17 protein-coding genes and 1 tRNA gene are annotated in these 16,917 nt (G+C 61.1%); 15 read left to right on the top strand and 3 right to left on the bottom strand.

The features are described 5' to 3' along the window. Nucleotides 1-59 precede the first annotated feature (59 nt). Nucleotides 60-136, top strand: a tRNA-Arg gene (locus ACE04I_RS15560). Between the two features lie 420 nt (nucleotides 137-556). On the opposite strand, the gene ACE04I_RS15555 is transcribed toward ACE04I_RS15560, so the two are convergent. Beyond that, nucleotides 557-1,876 (bottom strand): O-antigen ligase family protein, encoded by a 1,320-nt coding sequence (locus tag ACE04I_RS15555; RefSeq protein WP_170986328.1) that lies wholly within the window; start codon nucleotides 1,874-1,876, stop codon nucleotides 557-559. 449 nt (nucleotides 1,877-2,325) lie between these two features. Here ACE04I_RS15555 and ACE04I_RS15550 point away from each other — a divergent pair, with 449 nt between their 5' ends. From ACE04I_RS15550 to ACE04I_RS15525, 6 genes are all read left to right on the top strand, one after another. Then, nucleotides 2,326-3,027: a hypothetical protein gene (locus tag ACE04I_RS15550; protein WP_052760381.1), complete on the top strand. Its 702-nt coding sequence runs from the start codon at nucleotides 2,326-2,328 to the stop codon at nucleotides 3,025-3,027. Between the two features lie 82 nt (nucleotides 3,028-3,109). After that, nucleotides 3,110-3,583 (top strand): carboxymuconolactone decarboxylase family protein, encoded by a 474-nt coding sequence (locus ACE04I_RS15545; protein ID WP_046794129.1) that lies wholly within the window; start codon nucleotides 3,110-3,112, stop codon nucleotides 3,581-3,583. Next, complete coding sequence (locus ACE04I_RS15540; RefSeq protein WP_487207271.1) at nucleotides 3,583-4,440, top strand: sigma-70 family RNA polymerase sigma factor; 858 nt, start codon at nucleotides 3,583-3,585, stop codon at nucleotides 4,438-4,440. Before ACE04I_RS15545 ends, ACE04I_RS15540 begins: the two co-directional genes overlap by 1 nt. Nucleotides 4,441-4,508: 68 nt before the next feature. Further along, the gene (locus ACE04I_RS15535) at nucleotides 4,509-5,300 is read left to right on the top strand and encodes a YbaY family lipoprotein (protein ID WP_052760382.1); all 792 of its coding nucleotides are present in this window, start codon (nucleotides 4,509-4,511) and stop codon (nucleotides 5,298-5,300) included. Between the two features lie 95 nt (nucleotides 5,301-5,395). Next, complete coding sequence (locus tag ACE04I_RS15530) at nucleotides 5,396-6,109, top strand: SDR family oxidoreductase (protein WP_046794131.1); 714 nt, start codon at nucleotides 5,396-5,398, stop codon at nucleotides 6,107-6,109. Between the two features lie 14 nt (nucleotides 6,110-6,123). Next, nucleotides 6,124-7,161 (top strand): proline racemase family protein, encoded by a 1,038-nt coding sequence (locus ACE04I_RS15525; RefSeq protein WP_046794132.1) that lies wholly within the window; start codon nucleotides 6,124-6,126, stop codon nucleotides 7,159-7,161. Nucleotides 7,162-7,171: 10 nt separating this feature from the next. Here the strand turns inward: ACE04I_RS15525 and ACE04I_RS15520 are convergent, their stop codons facing one another. After that, entirely contained in the window at nucleotides 7,172-8,098 is a 927-nt protein-coding gene (locus tag ACE04I_RS15520) for a tetratricopeptide repeat protein (protein ID WP_052760383.1), read from the bottom strand. A gap of 232 nt (nucleotides 8,099-8,330) precedes the next feature. Here ACE04I_RS15520 and pyrC point away from each other — a divergent pair, with 232 nt between their 5' ends. The 8 genes from pyrC (at nucleotide 8,331) to ACE04I_RS15480 (ending at nucleotide 15,187) form a co-directional block, all read left to right on the top strand. Continuing rightward, the gene (gene pyrC / locus ACE04I_RS15515) at nucleotides 8,331-9,371 is read left to right on the top strand and encodes a dihydroorotase (protein ID WP_137326728.1); all 1,041 of its coding nucleotides are present in this window, start codon (nucleotides 8,331-8,333) and stop codon (nucleotides 9,369-9,371) included. Between the two features lie 112 nt (nucleotides 9,372-9,483). After that, nucleotides 9,484-10,659, top strand: coding sequence for a GGDEF domain-containing protein (locus ACE04I_RS15510; protein WP_046794135.1), 1,176 nt, complete (start codon nucleotides 9,484-9,486; stop codon nucleotides 10,657-10,659). Nucleotides 10,660-10,732: 73 nt separating this feature from the next. Further along, entirely contained in the window at nucleotides 10,733-11,428 is a 696-nt protein-coding gene (locus ACE04I_RS15505) for an orotate phosphoribosyltransferase (protein WP_046794136.1), read from the top strand. A 63-nt stretch (nucleotides 11,429-11,491) separates the two neighbouring features. After that, on the top strand, nucleotides 11,492-12,418 hold the full coding sequence (locus ACE04I_RS15500; protein WP_046794137.1) for a carbohydrate kinase family protein: 927 nt from the start codon (nucleotides 11,492-11,494) through the stop codon (nucleotides 12,416-12,418). 203 nt (nucleotides 12,419-12,621) lie between these two features. Continuing rightward, on the top strand, nucleotides 12,622-12,945 hold the full coding sequence (locus tag ACE04I_RS15495) for a BufA1 family periplasmic bufferin-type metallophore (RefSeq protein WP_046794343.1): 324 nt from the start codon (nucleotides 12,622-12,624) through the stop codon (nucleotides 12,943-12,945). 29 nt (nucleotides 12,946-12,974) lie between these two features. Then, complete coding sequence (bufB, locus tag ACE04I_RS15490; RefSeq protein WP_046794138.1) at nucleotides 12,975-13,901, top strand: MNIO family bufferin maturase; 927 nt, start codon at nucleotides 12,975-12,977, stop codon at nucleotides 13,899-13,901. Between the two features lie 10 nt (nucleotides 13,902-13,911). Further along, nucleotides 13,912-14,697, top strand: coding sequence for an HvfC/BufC N-terminal domain-containing protein (locus ACE04I_RS15485; protein ID WP_046794139.1), 786 nt, complete (start codon nucleotides 13,912-13,914; stop codon nucleotides 14,695-14,697). Continuing rightward, nucleotides 14,687-15,187, top strand: a complete 501-nt coding sequence (locus tag ACE04I_RS15480; protein ID WP_052760384.1) for a DoxX family protein — start codon at nucleotides 14,687-14,689, stop codon at nucleotides 15,185-15,187. The genes ACE04I_RS15485 and ACE04I_RS15480 overlap by 11 nt, the downstream gene beginning before the upstream one ends. 47 nt (nucleotides 15,188-15,234) lie before the next feature. Here the strand turns inward: ACE04I_RS15480 and pgi are convergent, their stop codons facing one another. Beyond that, a complete protein-coding gene (gene pgi / locus ACE04I_RS15475) occupies nucleotides 15,235-16,860 on the bottom strand; it encodes a glucose-6-phosphate isomerase (RefSeq protein ID WP_046794140.1) in 1,626 nt (541 codons plus the stop codon). Between the last annotated feature and the right edge of the window lie 57 nt (nucleotides 16,861-16,917).

The following is a 16,917-nucleotide window of genomic DNA, read 5'->3' as shown; positions in this document are numbered from 1 at the left end:
ATCGCGAGAAGGACGTTTTAGAGGATCGCCACGCAAGCGGCACCGCGCCGCTTCGGTACGCACCCGTAGCTCAGCTGGATAGAGCACCAGACTACGAATCTGGGGGTCAGGAGTTCGAATCTCTTCGGGTGCGCCATTTTCTCCCTTCCCTCTTTGTCGATTGCCCTCGCTAGTTGACCTTTGTGGGCCACTATGTTGCTCTTGGGACAACGATGCTGCCTTTTCCCAACGATTCAGCTTCATTCGACCGAAAAGAATTGCCGCAGGTGTCGGATTTTTTGCGACGAACGCCGCAAAAGGCACAGTATGATTCTGAGTAGAAATCGGGGCATTCACGATATCGGTTAAGAGGTGGACATGAAACAGATTTTGCCTGCCCTCCTTGGTGGGCTCCTTGCTGGACTTTCTGCTTGGGCCGCTCAGTCTCTAGGATCACCTAATTGGGGTGCCGCCATATCAGCAGCCGTAGGAGGCTTTCTCGGCGCTGCCGTTGGGCAGAAATTGTCGCAATGAAGGTCCTCGGCTGCCGATCTGTGGCCGACCTTTGACCGCATGCTCACCGAAGCGCCGTCTTCATCGGGAGTGCGGCGTTCATTCGGTCATTCGCCCTGTACTCGCCGGAATATGGCTCAATGACCTGTGGCATTCTCGCATGCAGGCGCAAACCGAATACCGCAGCCAACAGTGTGAACCAAACCTGTCCTCGGCCCACGAAGAAGGGGGACTCGAGGTTGGCGTAAAGAAGCATGAAGAGCCAAATTCGCAAAAAGAGCAGCGCGAGGCGCGGATCATTGTCGGAATTCTGACATTTGTTGAAATCCCATAGTGGGTTGAGAAAGACCCACCATAGGGTGAGGACCACGCCGACAAGACCGCTGGACATCGCCACATTGAGCAAGCCGTTATGGGCGTGGCCGGCTGCATTGGCCCATGTCTCGTGAAAAGCATTCCGTAGCTCGGATGTTGCCCAGAACGTCTCGAAGCCATAGCCCGCAAATAGGTGCCCCTGAAGCTGGTCGATCGCGAAGCGCCAAACATCCGTCCTGTTCGTGAAGGTCGGATCAGAAACCAGCATTGCGACCAGCTCGCCCATGGGCTCGAACATGACCGATCCGACGGTCAGCAGCGCCATGAAACCGACCGGCACGAATGCCAATGCCATCTGCAATGGCAAGAACTTTGTGCGCTGGATGAGAGCCGCCAGCAGAAACACCACCGCCAGAAGGCCGATCGAGGTCTTGTTGTTGCTCTGATAGAGGAAAATCAGCGAAAGCAGGGCAAGCAGACAATAGGCGATCTTTGCGGTGTTCCTTTCGCTCGTACTTGCGAGATAGAGCCAGAACAGCATCAGGACCACCATGGCCGGGCCGGCGATGTTCTTATGGGCGAAATGTCCCCGCCAAGACCCGGCATTGGCAAGTTCCAGCACCTCGCTGGTATTGTGGATGGAAACCTCCGGCCAAACCATGACCCCGAAATAGGCAAGCGCGAGGACAAAGGCTGATCCCCATCGCAGCAGGCGACGGAACTGCGCGGTATCCTGAGGCGCCAAAATCCAGGCAAGCGTTATGATCGTGACCGCGACATTGAGGATGTAACGGCGGAGAGAGATATCGGGATGATTGGAGGTGACGACCGTAACGAACTGCCACAGGAGCACGCAGATCATCGCGGGTGAAATGGCTGAAAGCGCGGCGCTCCGGTTTTGCCACAGTATCCCGATCGACATCGCCAGCAGCAGGAGGACAGCGATTTGATTGCTGGCGTCTCCAGCTTCCTGGCCAAGCAGCACATCCGGATTTCTAAGATCGATGAAGGGGGTGGTGGTAACCCAGAACAGGGCGAAGATCGCCAGGAAGAAGATATTTCGGCCCATTCTGTCGCCCAGCTTCATTCGGGCGGAGGTTGATCTCAACCGCCGGAAGTTGAAGCCGGTTTTAAATCACTCGCGTCGATCAATGGTTAACGCCAGTGAAGTCCGGAGCGGACAGGTTGGCGCGGTTGCCCGTCCCAGATGCATGTCCGCCAAGTGCTCATTTTGGATGCGCCCGAATTCCTCACCGGCGTGGAATTCAATGTCGATGGTGCAGAAGTTGGCATAAGGCATAACAATTTGATTGTACTGCATCTTCAGATGCAACCCGAGCATTGACTTCGTTCAGCTTCGCGTTCAGTTTCGGATGGGGGAATTCAATTCGGGGGCAGGATGAATATCCAGCTATTCGCGATAGCGTCGAGCACGTGTGCCGGGCGTCAGGCAATCGTGCCTTCAGCTTTCTTATCTCCCCGCGTATCCGTGAAGCCGTGGAGACCAGAGGGCATCTGATGTTCGCTCAATCGCTTTCGTTGATTACCAGAAATTTTTGGATGTTCGCCGTGGTAGTCTCAATCATGGCTGGGTTTTTCGTGTTCGAAGATGTTAGCGGAAGTGAGCCCAATAAGGGGGCTTACGCCATGTGGCTATTTTTATCATTTTGGATGCAGCAAGCAGTCATATCGGGAAAAGAGAAAATCGCCGGTCAAGTTGGATGGCCTAACGGGCTGTGGTCCTTTCTTTGGAAGAACCTCGTATTGTTTTTCTCCAGCGTGATTTTGCCGTCATTATTGCTGGCGTTGTCAGGTTTCGATAACTTGGGTTTCATCATCTTGGTGGCGCTTTTACTCGCGGCTGGTGCTTTCGCGACCCTCGGTACATGGCCTGTGTCAAACGCGGCTCGGGGGGACACGTCTCTCGCGGCCGCGTGGCGTCGCGGTGCCACCGGCTTTTGGTCTCGTTTTTTTCGCTTGGTCGCCGGCTACGTGGTTCCCGCCTTTGTTTCCGTTCTATTAGTGGGCCTACTGCACCCGGGCGCGGTCGGCAGTAATGTCGGGATGACTGATCCGGTCGTTGTTCGCCTCCTCCTCTTCTACCTGCTTGCAGTTTCCATCAATCTCATTGGCACGGTGTATGTTTCGGTGGTCATCGCAAGAAGCTATTTGGCCGATGATCAAAAATCGGGGCAGCAGGCGGTAAGCCCGGCGGAATAATCTGCCAAAAAAATCCCCCCGCATGTCACATCCGCAAAACCTGGCTCGTCATGGTGTCGTAACCAACAGAAGGAAGCGAACCATGACTGCCAAACTTGATCCATTCACCGCCGCCCCCGCTCTGATGAAGAAGTGGATGAGCGTATCGATCGATGTCGCGGCGAGCCTCGAGCCGAGCCTCATCGAACTCGTCAAGATCCGCGCCTCGCAGATCAACGGCTGCGCCAACTGCATCAACATGCACACCGCCGAAGCGCGGGCGAAGGGCGAGACCGAGCAGCGCATCTACCTCCTGTCCGCCTGGCGCGAAGCCCCTTGCTATTCCGATCGCGAACGGGCAGCACTTGGCTGGACCGAAGCCCTGACCCGGCTTTCGGAAGGCCATGCGCGGGAAAGCGCCTATGAAGCCCTTTGGGCGAACTTCACGGCGGAGGAACAGGTGAAGCTCACATTGATGATCAACGTCATCAACGGATGGAACCGCCTCGCGGTCGGCTTCGGCCTCTGGGTCGAGCCGGCGGCCGCGAAGGCCGTCCAGGCGGAAGTGGCCGCCTGATGGCGGGCGCCATCCATGAGGACGCAGCGGCGACCTTCGATCCGCTGCGTCCGAAGCTCATGCGCGTCGCCTACCGGATGCTCGGTTCGGTAGCCGATGCGGAGGCTCTGGTGCCGGCGGCCTTCCTCCGCTGGCTGCCGGCCGCCCGCGACCAGGTGCGCGAGCCGGAAGCCTTCCTGCGCCGCACGGTGACGCGGCTTTGTCTCGATCAAATGAAGTCGGCGCGGCGCCAGCGCGAGACCTATGTCGGCCCCTGGCTTCCCGATCCTGTCGTCGAGGAGGAAGAGGAGGAAGACGTCACCTTGCCTTTGATGCTCGCATTGGAGCGCCTTTCGCCGCTCGAACGGGCCGCCTTCCTGCTGCATGATGTGTTCGGCCTCGGCTTCGAAGAGGTCGCGTCCACCATCGAGCGCGATCCGGCCGCCTGCCGTCAGCTTGCCGCCCGTGCTCGCACCCACGTCCGCGAGGCGAGAGCCCGGTTTCAGGTGGACAGGCAGCGCGGTGTCGAGCTTGCGGAGGCTTTCTTCGCCGCCTCGCGCAGCGGCGACATGAAGGCGCTCGGCTCGATGCTTGCGGCCGATGTCAGCGTCCATGCCGATGGCGGCGGCAAGCGTTCGGCGGCCATGGAGCCGATCTTCGGCTTCGATGCGGTGATGAAGGTGCATGAAAACCTGGCGGCATTGTTCCGGAAACATGGCTCGAAGCTCGTGCGCGCGGGCTTCGTCAACGGCCTGCCCGGCTTCATCACGCTGGAGGCGGACGGCGAACTCCAGACGACCGCGCTCGATATCGAGGACGGAAAGATCGCCGCCATTTATGTGGTTCGCAATCCCGACAAGCTGCGGCATCTGCACTGATCGTCTTGCGGGATCGGGAAGTCCGGCCTCGTTTGAAGAGCCGCTTCCACCTGTGATAGAAGGCTGCCATGACGGAAACGGCAACGGATTGGAGCGGACCGATGGCACCTGCGATTTTGAAATCTCTCTCGGCCGGCCTTGCCCTGCTGGCGGCGGTGATCGCCGCCGCACCCGCACTGGCCGAGATCAGGACGCTGGAGGGCACGGTGGCCTACCGGGAGCGCATGGCGCTGCCGCCCGGCGCATCCGTCGAGGTTAAGCTTGTCGACGTCTCGCTGGCGGATGCTCCTTCCAAAACGCTCGCCGAGGTCAGCTTCACGCCCGAGGGCCAGGTTCCGGTGCCGTACCGCCTGCAATATGACGATGCCGAAATCCAGCCCGGCCGGAGCTATGCGCTGCAGGCGCGGATCACGCTCGGCGACCGCCTGATGTTCATCACCACGACGCGCCACGCGGTCTTTACGGGCGAAACGGGAAAAGCCGGGGAGACGGATATCATGGTCGAACGGGTAGTGGCCGCCCCGGCGTCCCCGGCGGGACGCTGGCTTGCGGAGGACATTCGCGGCAGGGGCGTTATCGATAACCTGCAGACGGTTCTGGAAATCGCCGAAGACGGAAAGGTCTCGGGCTCGGGTGGCTGCAACCGGATGAGCACCAAGGCGACGCTCACCGGCGAGGAGATCGCCTTCGGGCCGATCGCTTCCACCAAGATGGCCTGCGCCCCCGCCGTGATGGACCAGGAAATGAAGTTCTTCGCGGCTCTCTCGGAAGTCCGCACCTGGCGGGCCGATCCCTCTCGCGGAAAGCTCTCGCTTCTCGGCAAGGGCGGAGAAGTCCTCATCGTGCTTTCGCGGATGTAGGCCGTTCTAAGTGATAGGCAAAAGCCTTGCTCCGTTATATCTCTCTCCATGAGAGCCCGCATCTGTGCGGCGGGCGATGAGAAATGGAGAGGTTCATGACGGAGGCAGAGGAAAGACCGGTGGCGCTGATCACCGGCGGCGGGCGCGGCATGGGCGAGGCGATCGCCCGCGAGCTCCACGAGGAGGGCTACCGGCTGGCGCTCATGTCGCCCTCCGATAGCTGCGAAAAGCTCGCGGCCGAACTCGGCGGCGTCGCCTCGCGCGGCGTGGCGGAGAAAGCCGCCGACATCCAGGCCATCTTCGACCTTGCCATGAAGTCTTATGGCCGCATCGATGCCGTCGTGAACCATACCGGCCATCCGCCGAAGGGCGATCTTCTCGACATCAAGGACGAGGATTGGACGCTCGGTTCCGACATGATGATCCTGTCGTTGGTGCGCATGGCGCGGCTCGTCACGCCCGTCATGCTGAGGCAGGGCAGGGGCGCCTTCGTCAATATCACCACCTTCGCGGCCTATGAGCCCTCGCTCGTCTTCCCGGTCTCCTGCACCTATCGCGCCGCGGCCGGCGCCTTCACCAAGCTCTATGCGGACCGTTATGCCGCGAGCAACATCCGTATGAACTGCATCCTGCCCGGTTATATCGATAGCCTGAACCATAAGCCGGAAACGGCGGAAAAGGTGCCGATGAAGCGTATCGGCCATGTGGAGGAGATCGCCAAGACTGCGGCTTTCCTGCTGTCCGATGGCGCGGGCTACATCACCGGCCAGAACATCCGTGTCGATGGCGGCATAACCCGGCACGTCTGAGCGGAGTTGTCGAGATGAGATGGAAACGCACGATCCAGCTTCTGGATGTCCATGCCGAGGGCGAAATCGGCCGGGTGGCGATCGGCGGCGTGCCGAAAATCCCGGGTGATAGCGTCGCCGGGCAGCTCCATTGGCTGAACACCGACCCCAAGGGCCAGGAGCTTCGCCGTTTCCTCTGCCTGGAACCGCGCGGCGCGCCGATAGGTTCGGTCAACCTCCTGCTGCCGCCGAAGCATCCGGAGGCCGACGCAGCCTTCGTCATCCTCCAGCCGGATCAGGCGCATGCAAGCTCGGGCTCCAACTCGATCTGCGTGACCACGGCTCTGCTGGAGGCTGGAATCGTCGAAATGCGGGAGCCGGAGACGGTGGTGACGCTCGAAACCGCGGCCGGTCTCGTGAAGGCGGTCGCCACCTGCCGTGACGGCCGCTGCGAGAAGGTGAGGCTCACCATGGTGCCCTCCTTCGTGCACGAGCTGGACATAAAGCTCGAGACGCCGCATTGGGGCACGGTGACGCTCGATCTCTGCTTCGGCGGGGTCTTCTATGCGCTGGTGGATGTCGGCCAGATCAATCTGACGATCGAGAAGGGCAATGCCGCCTCGCTGGTGCAGGCGGGAATGATCCTGAAGGAACTGGTGAACGCCAAAATCCCGGTGGCGCACCCTGAAATTCCGGCGATTTCCGGCGTCGCCTATGTGATGTTCCGCGATACCGAGGCCGATGGCACGGTAAGGACCTGCACCACCATGTGGCCGGGCAGGGCCGACCGGTCGCCCTGCGGCACGGGCAATTCCGCCAACCTCGCAGCACTCCATGCGCGCGGCAAGGCGAAGGTGGGGGACGTCTTCAAGTCGCGCTCCATCATCGGCACGGAATTCGAGGTCGGACTGCTTCGGGAAACGCAAGTTGCCGGAAGGCAGGCGATCGTGCCGACCATTGCCGGACGCGGCTTCACCTTCGGCCTGACGCAGGTCGCCCTTGATCCCTTCGATCCGCTGGCCGAGGGTTTCGCAATGACGGATGTGTGGGGGCCATCGGCCGGAGATATCTGACGCGTCAGCCTCAGATGCCCTTTGCCATCGAGGAGGGCATTTCCATATCGCCTTCCTTCAGCACCAGCCCTTCCAGATCGTCGCTCAGCTCCTGGCCGGAAGGGGGAGGAAAAGTGCCCGCCTGCTGCATCTGCATGAGCTTATAGGCTCCGAAGACGTCGCCACGCTCAGCGGCCGAGGCATACATTTCGGCAGCTTTCGTGGGATTGGCGGCAATACCTTCGCCGGTCTCGTACATGATGCCGAGATTGATCATGGCATCGGCATTGCCGCGCTGCGCGGCAATATCGTACCAGGCGATCGCAGTCTGGTCGTCCTGCGGCAGGAGATTGCCCTCGTCATAGATGACGCCGATGTTGAAGGCGGCGGTGTCGTCGCCGGCGCTGGCGGCCGTTTCAAACCAGCGTAGCGCCTGGGCCACGTCCTGCTTCGTCCCGAGACCGTCACGATAGGCGACGCCGAGATTGTAGGCGGCCAGCACGTTGCCGCTTTCGGCGGCTTCCTTGTAGAGCCGGAATTCGGAAGCCTCGTCTCCAAGGCGTCCCATCAGCATGCCGAGATGCACCTTGGCGGCGGGGTAGCCGGCCTGGACAGCGGTATCGAAAGCGGCAACGGACTCGCCCATGCGTTGGGCGGTGTTGAGCGCCCGGCCAAGCTGGAAGGCGAAGCGGGGATTATCGGTCGCATCATGGGCCGTACGGCAGGCATCGATCGCGGCCGCATCGATCTTCTCGGCGTCCACCGGGGTGTGGGCGCTGTTCCGTTGGTTGTCGGTGGGGCTGCCAGCGAGCCGATCGCAATCGTTCACGGCTGTCATGACAATGGCGGGGCCGATGCTCTCTCCCGCGGCGGGCAGGATGGTGAGCGTGCAGAGCGCGGTCGCAGCACCGGCGGCCACGGCGAAAACTTTATTGACATTCGGGAAGCGGGATTTCATCCTTCGCTCCTCTGATTCGCCGGATTGCCATATTGAACGCGGGAACCATTCGGGAGTTCCGCGCCACAACCCATCCGCGATCATCTTTCGCTCAACATTTTTCACGCCCCGGTGAATGCCGGGTTGTGCGCCCTTGCGCCCGGTCTTTCTTTCGTGATGCCCTCCGTCATCATTGTTTTGCGCGGTGGAACGATGTTATGCGGAGCGGAACGATAGAATACGGAAGCCGCCCATGAAGACGCTCACCATCCGCCGCCCCGACGACTGGCATCTGCACCTGCGTGACGACGAGGTGCTGAAAGGGGTCATCGGTGATACGAGCCGGCATTTCGCACGCGCCATCATTATGCCCAACCTGGTGCCGCCGGTGGTGACCACCGCCGATGCGGAAGCCTATCGCCAGCGTATCCTGACCGCGCTGCCCGGCGGCCACCGCTTCGAACCGCTGATGACGCTCTACCTGACGGAGCGCACCGATCCGGACGATGTCGAGGCGGGAAAGCGCAGCGGTCTCATTTCAGCGGTCAAGCTCTACCCGGCCGGCGCCACCACTAATTCCCATGGCGGCGTACGCGATATCGAGAAGGCGATGCCGGTACTGGAGCGCATGGCGAAGATCGGCCTGCCGCTCTGCGTGCATGGGGAAGTGACGACGCCGGAGGTGGATATCTTCGACCGTGAGGCCGTCTTCATCGAGACGGTGCTCGACCCGCTTCGCAAGCGGCTGCCGGAGCTTAAGATCACCATGGAGCACGTAACGACCGCGGACGGCATCGACTACATCAAGTCCTCCTCGGGCAATCTCGGCGGCACGATCACCACCCATCACCTGATCATCAACCGCAATGCCATCCTGGTGGGCGGCATCCGCCCGCATTATTACTGCCTTCCGGTCGCCAAGCGTGAGAACCACCGGCAGGCGCTTCGCGCGGCGGCGACCTCCGGTGACGCCCGTTTCTTCCTGGGCACCGATTCCGCTCCGCATATCGATCCGTTGAAGGAATGCTCCTGCGGCTGCGCCGGTATCTATACCTCGCTCAACACCATGAGCTGCCTGGCGCATGTGTTCGAGGAGGAAGGCGCGCTCGACAGGCTCGAAGCCTTCGCCTCGCTGAACGGTCCCGCCTGGTATGGTCTTATGCCGAACGAGGAGACGATCACGCTCACGCGGGATGAGGCGCCGGTGGAATACCCCGCGAAGCGGGAAACGGCAGCCGGCCCCATCACGGTTTTCGATCCGATGTTCCCTCTCCACTGGCGGGTTGCTGATTGAGGGGGAAACCCCTCAAGTTCGCGCAAAGATAGTAACGGTTTGGAGAGGAACCACGGTTAGCTTGATGCCATAATTCGCGGCGAGTTATTGCCCGAAGAGAAAGATTGGCGGGATGCTTGACTACAATTCTCTTCTGCTCGCCCTGGGCTTTTCGGCGACCTGCATGATGGTCACCCTTCTGGGGACCTGGGTGTCGCGCCGGACGGATTCCTTCCTTCTGACGCTGGTCGTTGCACTCTGCCTCGTCGTTTCCGGCATCTTCATCTACAGTTCCTATACCGTCCGGGCCAACCCTCTCACGGTCTCGATCGCCTACGTCTTCCTCATGGTCGGCTTCAGCACGATCTATGCGGCCTCGGTCCAGTTCCGCACCGGTGTGAAGCCGTGGAGGCTGGCGGCTATCTTCTCGATCGCCACGGTCGTGCCGGGCCTTCCCCTGATGGCCGGCGGTCTCGACGGGTTGGGTTTCATCTTCATGAACATCGCGACCGCCCTGCTGCTTATCGGCACGGCGCGCCAATACTGGCTTGCGCGGGAGGAAGCGCCGGGACCGCTGAGCTGGATGGCGGTACTCTATGTCGTGAGCGGGTTTTCCTTCGCCCTCTGCGCCGCCGTATTGATCGCCGAGGGGCAATTGGTTCTCGGCCATGCACCGGATAATTGGGCGGAAAACCTCAATATCGGCATCTGCATCGCTGGCATGTCCGGCATCGGTGCTCTCTCGCTCGCATTGCATCAGTGGCGGCTGGCCGCCCATCATCGCCGTGAGGCAAATACCGATTCCCTGACCGGGCTCTTGAACCGCCGGGCGCTCTTCGACCAGCATGCCAGCCGCACGATCGGCCCGTCCACCGCCGTGATCGTCTTCGACATCGACCGCTTCAAGTCCATCAACGACCAACATGGTCATGCCGCCGGAGACGCCGTTCTCAAGGTCTTTGCCGAAGAGCTGATCGCAGGCACGGAGGGCAGGGAGACCGTGGCGCGGCTGGGGGGCGAGGAGTTCGCCATGATCCTCGCCAACACGATGCCCGGCCGGGCCGAGCGGATCACCGGCGATATCGCCCGGCGGTTCGCGGAGCGGCAGATCGCGGCGGGCGAAGCGTGCTTCCGCTGCACCGTCAGCGCCGGCATCGCCTTCGGTACGCCGGAAAGGCGGAATTTCGAAGCCGTTCTCAACCTCGCCGATAGCGCGCTCTACGAGGCCAAGCGCGCCGGCCGCAACCGGGTCGAGATCGCCGGCTTCCTGCGGTCGGTCGAAACGGCGGAAACCCGCACCTCCGCCTGACACTTGTAGGGTCTGGCGTCCGCCGCCGCTTGCTGCTATTCGCGCTTAGTAGGTGAGCAGAAGGAGCGGGCGCATGATCCAGACGACATTTCCCGAACGCGGCGTTATGGCCGAACTGATGGCAAGGATGCTCTGGGAAATCGGAGCCGTCCATTTCAGCGCGGAAAAACCCTACAAGTTTGCCTCAGGCATGATGAGCCCGGTCTATATCGATTGCCGCAAGCTGCTTTCCTATCCGCGCATCCGCTCGGCGATCATGGATTTCGCGTCCGCCACCATCATGCGCAATGCGGGTTTTGAAAAATTCGACTGCATTGCCGGCGGCGAAACGGCCGGCATACCCTTTGCAGCACTTCTGGCGGAGCGGCTCAGCCTGCCGATGATCTATGTCCGCAAGGCTCCGAAGGGGCATGGCCGCAATGCCCAGATCGAGGGCCACATGCCGGAAGGCGCGCGCGTGCTGGTGATCGAGGATCTGACGACGGCCGGCGGCAGCATGTTCAAGTTCATCGATGCGGTCCGCGCCGCGGGCGGCGTCGTCGATCACGGCATCGCTCTCTTCTACTACGATATCTTCGATGAAGGCGCGCTCCGCTTTGCCGACGGCAAGGTGAAGCTGCACTACATCGCCACCTGGCGGAACGTGCTTGAAGTGGCCAAGGAGCAGAAGCTTTTCGACCAGAAAACCCTCTCCGAAGTCGAATCCTTCCTGGATGCGCCGCTTGCCTGGTCGGGTCGCAACGGCGGCATAAGCGAGCTTTCGCTCTAGATATTTTACAAAAGCTCGTTTAAGCGATGAAGCCAGCCAGGGAGCATGGCGGGAGGACTTCGGATGATCTTGTGCTGTGGTGAAGCTCTTATCGACATGCTTCCGCGCGAAACGACCGCGGGCGAGAAGGGCTTTGCCCCCTATGCCGGCGGCGCGGTGTTCAACACCGCGATCGCACTTGGTCGGCTGGGCGTTCCCACGGGCTTCTTCACCGGCCTTTCCGACGACATGATGGGCGATATCCTGCGCGACACGCTGCGTAACAGCAATGTCGACTTCAGCTATTGCGCAACCCTGTCGCGACCGACGACGATCGCCTTCGTGAAGCTCACGAATGGCCACGCCTCCTATGCCTTTTATGATGAGAACACCGCCGGCCGCATGATTACCGAGGCCGATCTGCCGGCGCTCGGCGACGATTGCGAAGCTCTGCATTTCGGCGCGATCAGCCTGATCCCCGAACCTTGCGGTTCGACCTACGAGGCATTGATGAAACGCGAGAACGCCGCCCGCGTGATCTCGCTCGATCCGAATATCCGGCCGGGTTTCATCAAGGACAAGGCCTCGCATCTTGCCCGCATCCGCCGCATGGCGGCGATGTCCGACATCATCAAGTTCTCGGACGAGGATCTCGCCTGGTTCGGCCTCGAGGGCGACGAGGATACGCTCGCCCGCCATTGGCTTCACCATGGGGCCAAACTGGTGGTCGTCACCCGCGGGGCGGACGGCGCCATCGGCTACACCTCAGGCCACAAGGTAACGGTGCCGAGCGAACGCGTGACGGTGGTCGATACGGTCGGCGCCGGCGATACTTTCGACGCCGGCGTGCTGGCCTCGCTCAAGATGCAGAACCTGCTCACCAAGGCGCAGATCGCAAGCCTCACCGAGGATCAGATCGCCAGCGCCCTGGCGCTCGGTGCCAAGGCGGCGGCGGTTACTGTTTCCCGCGCTGGCGCCAATCCGCCCTTCGCACGCGAGATCGGCCTCTGATCCCGCATAGCAGCTGACACATCGATGATGCGCTCAGGTGGTGCCGGCTTTCCGCGCACTGCTGCGGCATTGCCGCCGTTTCCCTAGCCTCGCAGGCCTCTCACAAAAACGTGTGTCCCGGCATCGTAACCAATGCCGATCGACAGCGAACTACCGATCGTGTGCCATCCGGTACACGAGAGGAGTCCATGAGAGGCAAAATCATGTCAACACGTTCCATAGTCACAGCATCAGTTCTGGCGACTGCTGTCGCGTCCGCATTGTCGTCGCTGGCGTTTGCTGCGCCGCTATCCGAGGCGGCGGTCAAGGCAGCAATGGATGCCGGAAAGGAAAAATGCTTCGGCGTCGCCCTTAAAGGCCAAAACGATTGTGCGGCGGGTCCCGGCACGACCTGCCAGGGCACCTCGACGGTCGACTATCAGGGCAATGCCTGGAAATTCGTGGATGGCGGCACCTGCGCCAGCATGGAATTGCCGGGCGACCGCAAGGGCTCGATGACCGAACTGAATCGCGATCTGCCGGCCTGATCATTGCAACCGGGAAAGTGGAGGTACTGATGATGCAAGCGAGCAAGCGAACGGTTGGGTCCGATGTTCTTCGCTTTCCCGACTATCCTGTCCAGGGGCTGGCGGGAACCAGCTTCAAGCCGGAACATCTGCCGGCGATCCTCGCTGAGGGATCGAGGCATGGGTTCTTTGAGGTCCATGCGGAAAACTACATGGGGGCTGGCGGGGCGCCGCATCTCGCCCTGTCGAGGATACGGCAGGATTATCCGGTTTCCCTGCATGGAGTATGCATGTCGATCGGCGGCCCAAGGCCTCTGGATCGGGATCATTTGGCCCGGTTCAAGGGCGTGGTCGACCGTTACGAGCCGGCGCTCGTCTCCGAACATCTGGCATGGTCCACCCACGATACAACGTATTTCAACGACCTCCTGCCGCTGCCTTACAACCGTTCCACGCTGGAACTGGTCGCTAGCCACATCGATCAGGTCCAGGAGACGATTGGCCGAAAAATCCTTCTTGAGAACCCGTCGAGCTATCTGGTTTTCGAGGAATCGACGATGCCAGAAACCGAGTTCATACGACAGATTTCGGAGCGGACCGGCTGCGGTCTCCTGCTGGACGTCAACAACGTCTTCGTATCCGCCGCGAACATAGGCTCGTCCGCCATGGAATATCTTGCGGATTACCCTCTGAATTTGGTCGAGGAGATACATCTTGCCGGCCATTCGGAGCAGGAGACGGAGGAGGGCGAGCTCCTTTTGATCGACAGCCATGACGGACCCGTGTCCGATGCCGTCTGGAAGCTCTTTGAGATCGTCATCGCGCGAAGCGGACCCATTGCGACACTGATCGAGTGGGACAGCGCGGTGCCCGATTGGCCCATTCTGCACCGGGAGGCGATAGCTGCGCAGGCGATACTTGATCGCGGCCAGCACATTGAAATGCCTCATGGAGACGCCTATGCGATTTCCCGCTGAGAACCCGGCCATGGAAGAAAAACTCGATTTCGCCGCGTATTTCGCAGGGGGCCTGCTGGATCCTCATCGCGAGATTCCGGAATGCGTTTCGGATCCAAGAGGTAAGTCGGCCGAGCGACGCTACAATATCTATCGCAACAACGTAATCGTCAGCCTGATCGACGCTCTTGCGGCAATCTTTCCGGCAACGCAACGCATCACCGGCCCGGAGTTCTTTCGGGCGATGGCCAGGTTTCATATCCGCGCTACCCCGCCCTCGTCGCCGCTGCTCTTCGAGTACGGGCATGACTTTCCGGCGTTCATCGAACGCTACGAGTATGCCCGCGATATGCCTTGGCTTGCGGACGTGGCCCGTTTGGAGCGCGCCTGGCTCGACGCCTATCATGCGGCCGATGAGCCGCCACTCGCAAAAGAGGCGCTGTCGCAGGTTCCGCCGGAACTGCTGGGCTGCTTGCGTTTCAGACGGCATCCAGCAGCGCGTCTGGTTTGCTCCAACTATCCGGTGGTGGACATTTTCAATGCAAACCGGAGCGATGCCGCAGTCGGCAAGATAGCCGCGGCCACCGCACAAAGTGCCCTGATCACGAGACCTGCCTTCGACGTCGAATTACGCGGCCTTCCGAAAGATGCGGAGGTCTTTCTCTCGCGCCTGTTGGAGGGTGGTTCGCTGGAGGTGGCAGCCGCTTCAGCCTTCGAGGTCTCTTCCGAGTTCGACCTGGCATCGACCATTTCCATGATGATCGAGGCCGGAGTTTTCACCGCAACATTTCCGGGAGAAGTTCAGCATGGCTATTGAAGCAAAAATCAACACTCGACCGGACCAAACGGGAGTCGCTGCGGCAATCGGATGGGTGAACGGGCAGATTGCAGGAGTGGCCTTCCCATCACTCACTCAGTTTGCGCTACGCCTTGCTTTAGGAGTGCCGTTCTGGCGCTCGGGTATCAACAAGTGGGAGGGTTTCCTGCAACTGAACGACGTTGCGGTTCTGCTCTTTGCCTCCGAGTTCAGATTGCATCTGCCGGGCGGTCCCTATTCTTACCCGTTTCCGGCAGCGACGGCCTTTCTTTCAGGTTCCGCTGAAATTCTGCTTCCGATCCTGCTTGTGGCTGGACTTTTCACGCGTGTCGCCGCGGTAGCCTTGCTCCTGATGACCATCATCATCCAGTTGACCGTACCTGATGGCTGGCCGATCCACCTGACCTGGGTGGCAATGGCACTTGCGATCATGGCATGGGGGCCTGGCAGATGGTCGCTGGACCACGCCCTTTTCCGCCGAAATGCCTAATGGAACCAAATAGAGGCGAAGCCCGCGGAAGGGCTTCGCCTCCCGCGTTACTTCGCCAGCGTCGCAAGCACCGCCACAAGCCCCTGGGTGGAGCTGTCATGGCCTTTGGCGCTCTCCGTGCCCTGAACGACCGGCAGCAGTCCCGTCGCCAGTTCCTTGCCGAGCTCGACGCCCCATTGGTCGAAGGAATTGATGCGGAAGAGCACGCCTTCGACGAAGACGCGGTGTTCGTAGAGCGCGATCAGGCGGCCGAGTGCGAATGGCGTCAGCTTGTCGTAGACGAAGGTGATGGACGGCCGGTTGCCGGTGAAGACGCGGTGTGGCGCGATGAAATCGGCCTGCTTGTCGTCCATTCCCTTCGAGGTGAGCTGCGCCTTGGCCTCCGCCAGCGTACGGCCCTTCATCAACGCTTCGGACTGCGCCAGGCAGTTGGCGATCAGAAGTTCGTGCTGGTGGCGCAGATGCGGCTCGAAACCGTTTGCGGCGATCATGAACTCGGCGGGAATGATGCTCGTGCCCTGGTGGATGAGCTGGTAGAAGGCGTGCTGGCCGTTGGTGCCCGGCTCGCCCCAGACGACTGGTCCGGAATTGCCTTCCACCGGCGTGCCGTCGATCGTCACGCCCTTGCCGTTCGATTCCATGTCCAGCTGCTGCAGGTAAGCGGGGAAGCGCAGCAGGCGCTGGTCGTAGGGGAGGATTGCGCGGGTCGGGTAGCCCAGAACATTGCGATGATAGAAGCCGATGAGGCCGAGCAGCATCGGCAGGTTTTCACGCACGGGCGCGGTGCGGAAGTGGTTGTCCATCGCATGCGCGCCATCCAGGAACTTGCCGAAGTTCTCCGGACCGACTGCGATCATCAGCGGCAGGCCGATCGCCGACCAGATGGAATAGCGCCCGCCGACCCAGTCCCAGAAGCCGAAGACGCGTTCGGTTTCGATGCCGAAGGCGGCAACCTTGTCCAGCGCCGTGGATACGGCTGCGAAATGATGCTTGACGGCGGCCTCGCCGAGCTTGTCGGCCACGAACGCGCGCGCAGACGCGGCATTGGTCATTGTTTCGATTGTCGTGAAGGTCTTCGATGCGATGATGAAAAGCGTCGTTTCGGCTTCGAGCAACTTCAGCGTATCGGCAATATGCGCGCCGTCGACATTCGAGACGAAATGCGCCCGCGGGCCGTCATGGAAGGGGGCGAGCGCCAGCGTCGCCATCACCGGACCGAGATCGGAGCCGCCGATGCCGATATTGACGACGTCGGTAATCGCCTTGCCGGTCGCGCCCTTCAATGTGCCGGACCGGATGCCGTCGGCGAATTTGCCCATGGCCGCCAGAACCGCGTTGACCTCCGGCATCACATCCTTGCCGTCCACCAGCACCGGCGTGTTGGAGCGGTTGCGCAGCGCCGTGTGGAGAACCGAGCGCCCCTCGGTGAAATTGATCGGTGCGCCGGAGAACATCTCGTCGCGTTTGCCGGCAACGCCGCCGGCTTCCGCAAGCTTTTCGAGAAGAGCCAGGATCTCGGCGTTCACCGCGGTCTTGGAATAGTCCATCAGCAGGTCGTCGAAGGATGCGCTGAATTTATCGAAGCGGCTGGAATCGCCCGCGAAGGCGGCACGGATATCCGTAGCTTTGGTAGCGGCGGCGGTGGATTTCAGCTCTTGAACGATGGCCTGCATGGCTGCTCCTTGCATTCCGGGGAAGGATGCTGGGGAACCTATTCGCTTTCTGGGTCA

Source organism: Rhizobium moroccans, assembly GCF_057559155.1.
This window is presented reverse-complemented; position numbering and strand designations above follow the sequence as displayed.

What these genes read in the sequence shown, in the direction of transcription:
- ACE04I_RS15555 (WP_170986328.1), bottom strand. Translation starts at nt 1,876, where the DNA reads ATGGGCCGAAATATCTTCTTCCTGGCGATCTTCGCCCTGTTCTGGGTT.
- ACE04I_RS15550 (WP_052760381.1), top strand. Translation starts at nt 2,326, where the DNA reads ATGTTCGCTCAATCGCTTTCGTTGATTACCAGAAATTTTTGGATGTTC.
- ACE04I_RS15545 (WP_046794129.1), top strand. Translation starts at nt 3,110, where the DNA reads ATGACTGCCAAACTTGATCCATTCACCGCCGCCCCCGCTCTGATGAAG.
- ACE04I_RS15540 (WP_487207271.1), top strand. Translation starts at nt 3,583, where the DNA reads ATGGCGGGCGCCATCCATGAGGACGCAGCGGCGACCTTCGATCCGCTG.
- ACE04I_RS15535 (WP_052760382.1), top strand. Translation starts at nt 4,509, where the DNA reads ATGACGGAAACGGCAACGGATTGGAGCGGACCGATGGCACCTGCGATT.
- ACE04I_RS15530 (WP_046794131.1), top strand. Translation starts at nt 5,396, where the DNA reads ATGACGGAGGCAGAGGAAAGACCGGTGGCGCTGATCACCGGCGGCGGG.
- ACE04I_RS15525 (WP_046794132.1), top strand. Translation starts at nt 6,124, where the DNA reads ATGAGATGGAAACGCACGATCCAGCTTCTGGATGTCCATGCCGAGGGC.
- ACE04I_RS15520 (WP_052760383.1), bottom strand. Translation starts at nt 8,098, where the DNA reads ATGAAATCCCGCTTCCCGAATGTCAATAAAGTTTTCGCCGTGGCCGCC.
- pyrC (WP_137326728.1), top strand. Translation starts at nt 8,331, where the DNA reads ATGAAGACGCTCACCATCCGCCGCCCCGACGACTGGCATCTGCACCTG.
- ACE04I_RS15510 (WP_046794135.1), top strand. Translation starts at nt 9,484, where the DNA reads ATGCTTGACTACAATTCTCTTCTGCTCGCCCTGGGCTTTTCGGCGACC.
- ACE04I_RS15505 (WP_046794136.1), top strand. Translation starts at nt 10,733, where the DNA reads ATGATCCAGACGACATTTCCCGAACGCGGCGTTATGGCCGAACTGATG.
- ACE04I_RS15500 (WP_046794137.1), top strand. Translation starts at nt 11,492, where the DNA reads ATGATCTTGTGCTGTGGTGAAGCTCTTATCGACATGCTTCCGCGCGAA.
- ACE04I_RS15495 (WP_046794343.1), top strand. Translation starts at nt 12,622, where the DNA reads ATGTCAACACGTTCCATAGTCACAGCATCAGTTCTGGCGACTGCTGTC.
- bufB (WP_046794138.1), top strand. Translation starts at nt 12,975, where the DNA reads ATGATGCAAGCGAGCAAGCGAACGGTTGGGTCCGATGTTCTTCGCTTT.
- ACE04I_RS15485 (WP_046794139.1), top strand. Translation starts at nt 13,912, where the DNA reads ATGGAAGAAAAACTCGATTTCGCCGCGTATTTCGCAGGGGGCCTGCTG.
- ACE04I_RS15480 (WP_052760384.1), top strand. Translation starts at nt 14,687, where the DNA reads ATGGCTATTGAAGCAAAAATCAACACTCGACCGGACCAAACGGGAGTC.
- pgi (WP_046794140.1), bottom strand. Translation starts at nt 16,860, where the DNA reads ATGCAGGCCATCGTTCAAGAGCTGAAATCCACCGCCGCCGCTACCAAA.